This window comes from Kitasatospora putterlickiae, from assembly GCF_039527695.1.
Lineage (GTDB): Bacteria > Actinomycetota > Actinomycetes > Streptomycetales > Streptomycetaceae > Kitasatospora > Kitasatospora putterlickiae.
Map to the genome: position 1 here is coordinate 1 of NZ_BAAAKJ010000061.1, position 5,486 is coordinate 5,486.

Below are 5,486 nucleotides of genomic sequence, written 5' to 3' on the forward strand. Positions count from 1 at the left end.
GGCCGGGGCCGGAGCCGGGGCCGGGGCGGCGGCGGACCGGCACGACACCGTGCGGCTGGCCGCGTCCGCGGACACGTCCAAGGACAAGGACAAGTCCAAGAAGAAGAAAAAGAAGAAGAAGGGCCTGGGCAGGTTCCTCGGACTGGTCATCGGCGCCGTCGCGGTGCTGGTGGTGATCGTGCTGGTCATCGCCGTGGTGCTGGTGCTGCGCCGCCGCCGGTCCTGAGCCCTCGTCCGGGCTCAGCCGCCGAGTGCGCCGAGCACCGCCGCGACCACCTGGTCCGCGTAGCCGGCGTCGAGCGGGCCGAGCCCGTGCAGCCAGCGGTAGTACAGCGGGCCGTAGAGGAGTTCGACGGCGAGGTCGAGGTCCGCGTCCGCCCGCAGCTGTCCGGCGTCCCGGGCGGCGCGCAGACGGTCGCGGGTGACCTCCAGCAGCGGGTCCAGGAGCCGCTGGCGGTACTCGCGCAGCAGGTCGGGGTCGGTGAGGACCTCGGCGGTCAGGGCGCGTCCGGTCCGGTCGAAGGCGGGGTCGTCGAGTTCAAGGGCGGTGAGCCGCAGGACGGTGCGCAGGTCCGCGCCGAGGTCGCCGGTGTCGGGCAGGGCGAGGCCGCCGGAGGCGTTCTCGTTGGCGGCGAGGAAGGCGTCGAACACGACGGCGCCCTTGGACGGCCACCAGCGGTAGATGGTCTGCTTGCCGACGCCGGCCCGGGCGGCGATCTTCTCGATGGTGACCTTGCCGAAGCCGATCTCGGCGACGAGCCCCGCCGCGGCGGTGAGGATCGCGGTGCGGCTCTGCTCGCTGCGGCGGCTGGGGTCGGGGGCGTTCTGCTGTCTGGCCATGGACGCCATCCTATGAGCTGACGAGACGATCCGTATCGTCTTGACGGAAGGGCCCGATGGGTGCATTCTTGTGGAACGTCAGCGAGACGAACCGTCTCGTCTCGTACCTCGGGAAGGAAACACCCGGATGCCCCGCTCCGCCGCCCACCTCGCCATGGTCTCCATCCCGGCGCACGGCCACGTCAACCCGAGCCTCGCCCTGATCACCGAGCTCGTCGCCCGGGGCCACCGGGTCAGCTACGTCAACGACCCCTCCTTCGCCGGGACCGTCGCCGCCACCGGTGCCACCCTCGTCCCGTACCCGACGGCGCTGCCGGACACCGGCGACTCCTCGGGCTGGCCCGAGGACCCGGTCGCCGTCCAGGACGTCTTCCTCGACGACGCCCTCGCCATGACCCCCGTCCTCCAGAAGCTCTTCGCCGAGGACCGGCCCGACCTCGTGCTCTACGACATCGGCGCCTTCGCCGCGCGGGCGGTGGCCGAGGCCAACGGCGTACCGGTGGTCCAGCTCTCGCCCACCATGGTCGGCTGGGAGGGCATCGAGCAGGACATGGCCGAGTTCTTCGAGACGCTCCGCACCGGCCCCGGCGGCCCCGAGCACTACCGGCGGTTCGGCGACTGGCTGGCCCGGACCGGTGCCGCCGAGCGGGACGTCGAGCGGTTCAAGAACCGCCCGGACCGCGCGCTCGCGCTGATCCCGAAGGCCTTGCAGCCCAACGCCGACCGGGTCGACCCCGAGCGGATCACCTTCGTCGGCCAGTGCTTCGGCGACCGCTCGCACCAGGGTCGCTGGCAGCGGCCCGCCGACGCGGAGCGGGTGCTGCTGGTCTCGCTCGGCTCGGCCTTCACCGACCGGCCCGCCTTCTACCGGGAGTGCCTGGGGGCCTTCGGCGGTCTGCCCGGCTGGCACGTGGTCCTGCAGATCGGCCGGACCACCGACCTCGCCGCGCTGGGCGAGGTGCCGGCCAACGTCGAGGTGCACCGCTGGGTGCCGCAGTTCGACGTGCTGGAGCAGGCCGACGCCTTCGTCACCCACGCCGGCACCGGCGGCGCGAGTGAGGGCCTGTACCACGGGGTGCCGATGATCGCGGTGCCGCAGGCCGTCGACCAGTTCGCCAACGCGGACTCGCTGGTGGGGCTCGGCGTGGCCCGGCGGCTGGACACCGAGGACGCCACCGCCGAAGCGCTGCGCGCCGCGCTGCTGGAGGTGACCGGCGACCCGGCGGTGGCCGCACGCCTCGCCGGGCTGCGCGCCGGGGTCCGGGCCGAGGGCGGCACGGCGCGCGCGGCGGACCTGGTCGAGGCGGAGCTGAGGTGAGGCGGGGCGGTCAGCCGATCCGGTCGGGGCGGGTGTAGACGTTGGCGCCCTCGCCGCGCAGGAAGCCGACCAGGGTCAGGCCCAGCTCCTCGGCGAGGTCCACGGCCAGGGAGGACGGCGCCGAGACCGCGGCCAGCAGCGGCACCCCGGCCAGCGCGGCCTTCTGGGTCAGCTCGAACGAGGCCCGGCCGCTGACCAGCAGCACGTGCCCGGTCAGCGGCAGCCGGTCCTCGCGCAGCGCCCAGCCGACCACCTTGTCCACCGCGTTGTGCCGCCCGACGTCCTCGCGGGCGCAGAGCAGCTCGCCGCTGCGGCCGTCGAACAGGCCGGCCGCGTGCAGGCCGCCGGTGGAGTCGAAGGTCCGCTGGGCGGCGCGCAGCCGGTCCGGCAGTCCGTACAGCAGGGAAGGCGGAACGGTCAGCGGGTCCTCGCCGACCGGGTGGCGCACATGGGTGCGCACGGCGTCCACGGTGTCCCGGCCGCACAGGCCGCAGGCGCTGGTGGTGAGCAGGTTGCGGTGGGCGGAGAGCGGCAGCGCCCGGGCGCCGCCGCGCGGCGTCGCGTCGACCACGTTGTAGGTGTTGGCGCCGTTCTCGTCGGTGCCGGCGCAGTAGCGCAGCGCCGCGAGGTCCTCGGCCGCGTGCACGAGCCCCTCGCCGACCAGGAAGCCGGCCACCAGGTCGAAGTCCTGGCCGGGGGTGCGCATGGTGACGGTGAGCGGCTCGCCGCCGAGCCGGATCTCCAGCGGTTCCTCGGCGGCCAGCGCGTCCGGCCGGGTGCTGCGCCCGTCCCCGCGCAGCCGGAGCACCCGCCGCCGTGCCGTCGCCCGCGTCATCGCCTGGTCCACCTCTCGCTCCGCCACGCCCGGCGCCTCGCCGTCCGCCTCCCCACAGCGTGCGCCACCGGGCGGAGTATTCGAAAATTCGGGTCAGACCCGGGTGGCGGCCAGGCCTCGTACCCAGTCGCTGGCCCGGAAGCAGGCAGTGAGCCACGAGCGCTCGGCCTCGTCGATGATGATCGTGCCCATCAGGGGCATCTCCATCATCGGGTGAGCCAAGGCCTGCGCGAGGAGGTCCGGGCTCGCCGTCGGGGCGATGCGGGCGAGGATCTCCGGCGTGATCAGGCTGCGCAGCGAGCCAAGGTCGTTCGGGTGTACGCGGTGGGGCTCCCAGTCGAGGTCGCGGTGCCAGAGCATGGCGTACACTTCGCCCGCGCGCTGCTGGAACACCGCCTCTTCGCCGTGCTCGTTGACGAAGTACGAGAGGTAGTCGCCCAGGTCGAAGCTTTGTCCGGTGAGATCGGAGAGGAAAGCGTGTAGACCGCGGGAGTTGCGGACGTAGTGCTGCCACTGGCGGACGGCGGACTCGACGGTGTCGTCCGTCAGGGCTGCGTCCGCCGGTATGCGGATGGTGCGAAGTTCCCGGCCTCCGGTCCGGGCGGACCGGAGCTGTTGGGTTGCGTTGGCCCAGTACAGGGCGTCATCGTCGGGGTCGTGTACGACGCAGATCACCGGAATGTTGCTGTCGCGCCACTCGTCGGTGTGCGACCCGACCGGAACCGAGAAGCCCCGGCGGCGGCGGAACGAGCGCCCGCCCTTCACCTGAATGGCGATGCTGTAGGGCATCCGGCGGTCGTGATGCGCGAAGGTGACGTAGAGGTCCTCGCCGAAGTCGTTGGATCCGTCGATCTCATTCACGATGTGGCCGGCGCGTTCCAGCAGGGAGCGGACGGCGTTCACGGCGGCGCGCTCGGTTCGGCGGCTCTCGGGCACCTTGGTCATGAGGGCAAGGTAGCGCCATGCTGTGACGGTTCCATGGTTGTCATATCTTCATTCACCTGGTGAGATGATGCATATGGATATGCACAGTGCTGCGGCCCCCCACGCGCCGCTCGTCCAGGTCGGCAAGGCCGACGTCAGCGCCGAGGACGTGCTGGCCGTCGCCCGGGGGAACGCCCGGGTCGAGATCGGCCCCGACGCGCTCGCCGAGATGGCGGCCTCGCGCGCCCGGATCGACGCCCTCGCGGCCGAACCGCGCCCCGTCTACGGCGTGTCCACCGGCTTCGGCGCCCTCGCCGTGCGGCACATCAGCCCCGAGCTGCGCGCCCAGCTGCAGCGCTCGCTGGTCCGCTCGCACGCCGCCGGGATGGGCCCGGCGGTCGAGCGCGAGGTGGTCCGCGCGCTGATCTTCCTGCGGATGAAGACCCTCGCCAGCGGCCGCACCGGCGTGCGCCCGCTGGTCGCCGAGACCATGGCCGCGATCCTCAACGCCGGGATCACCCCGGTGGTCCGCGAGTTCGGCTCGCTCGGCTGCTCCGGCGACCTCGCGCCGCTCTCGCACTGCGCGCTCGCCCTGATGGGCGAGGGCGTGGCGACCGGCCCCGACGGCGTCGAGAAGCCCGCCGGCGAGCTGCTCGCCGCCGCCGGCATCGAGCCCGTCGAACTGCTGGAGAAGGAGGGCCTCGCCCTCATCAACGGCACCGACGGCATGCTCGGCATGCTGGTGATGGCCGTCGCCGACCTCCAGCGCCTGTTCACCACCGCCGACATCACCGCCGCGATGAGCCTGGAGGCGCTGCTCGGCACCGACAAGGTGCTCGCCCCCGAGCTGCACGCCCCGATCCGCCCGCACCCCGGCCAGGCGCTGTCCGCCGCCAACATGCTGGCCGTGCTCAAGGACTCCGGCCTGACCGGCCACCACCAGGACGACGCCCCGCGCGTCCAGGACGCCTACTCGATCCGCTGCGCCCCGCAGGTGGCCGGCGCCGGGCGCGACACCCTCGCGCACGCCCGACTGGTCGCCTCCCGCGAACTGGCCGCCTCGGTCGACAACCCGGTGGTGCTGCCGGACGGCCGGGTGGAGTCCAACGGCAACTTCCACGGCGCCCCGGTCGCCTACGTGCTGGACTTCCTCGCCATCGCCGCCGCCGACCTCGGCTCGATCTCCGAGCGCCGCACCGACCGGCTGCTCGACAAGGCCCGCTCGCACGGCCTGCCGGCCTTCCTGGCCGACGACCCGGGCGTGGACTCCGGTCTGATGATCGCCCAGTACACCCAGGCGGCGCTGGTCAGCGAGAACAAGCGGCTCGCCGTGCCGGCCTCGGTGGACTCGATCCCCTCCTCGGCCATGCAGGAGGACCACGTCTCGATGGGCTGGTCCGCCGCCCGCAAGCTGCGCCAGGCGGTGGAGAACCTCGGCCGGATCCTCGCCGTCGAACTCACCGCCGCCGCGCGCGCCCTGGAGATCCGCCGGCAGGCCGGCGCCAGCGGCGGCCTCGCCCCGGCCACCGCCGCCGCGCTCGCCGCCGCCCGCGCCGCGGGGGTGGAGGG

The 5,486-nt window shown here is 73.3% G+C and carries 6 protein-coding genes; 3 read left to right on the forward strand and 3 right to left on the reverse strand.

Features of this window, described 5'->3' with window-relative positions; genetic code table 11:
- Nucleotides 1–226, forward strand: a 226-nt coding sequence (locus tag ABD308_RS06850; RefSeq protein WP_344329153.1) for a hypothetical protein, incomplete at its 5' end; no start/stop codon positions are given.
- A 14-nt stretch (nucleotides 227–240) separates the two neighbouring features.
- On the opposite strand, the gene ABD308_RS06855 is transcribed toward ABD308_RS06850, so the two are convergent.
- Nucleotides 241–840 (reverse strand): TetR/AcrR family transcriptional regulator, encoded by a 600-nt coding sequence (locus ABD308_RS06855; protein WP_344329160.1) that lies wholly within the window; start codon nucleotides 838–840, stop codon nucleotides 241–243.
- A 127-nt stretch (nucleotides 841–967) separates the two neighbouring features.
- Between ABD308_RS06855 and ABD308_RS06860 the strand changes: the two genes are divergently transcribed.
- Nucleotides 968–2,158, forward strand: coding sequence for a macrolide family glycosyltransferase (locus ABD308_RS06860; protein WP_344329168.1), 1,191 nt, complete (start codon nucleotides 968–970; stop codon nucleotides 2,156–2,158).
- 10 nt (nucleotides 2,159–2,168) lie between these two features.
- Here ABD308_RS06860 and fdhD read toward each other — a convergent pair whose 3' ends face one another.
- Nucleotides 2,169–2,993 carry a formate dehydrogenase accessory sulfurtransferase FdhD gene (gene fdhD / locus ABD308_RS06865; RefSeq protein ID WP_344329276.1) on the reverse strand — a complete coding sequence of 275 codons (825 nt, stop codon included), beginning with the start codon at nucleotides 2,991–2,993 and terminating at the stop codon, nucleotides 2,169–2,171.
- Between the two features lie 93 nt (nucleotides 2,994–3,086).
- Complete coding sequence (locus tag ABD308_RS06870; protein ID WP_344329180.1) at nucleotides 3,087–3,938, reverse strand: DUF4365 domain-containing protein; 852 nt, start codon at nucleotides 3,936–3,938, stop codon at nucleotides 3,087–3,089.
- 79 nt (nucleotides 3,939–4,017) lie between these two features.
- Between ABD308_RS06870 and hutH the strand changes: the two genes are divergently transcribed.
- The coding region (gene hutH, locus ABD308_RS06875; RefSeq protein ID WP_344329188.1) for a histidine ammonia-lyase at nucleotides 4,018–5,486 on the forward strand (1,469 nt) is incomplete at its 3' end.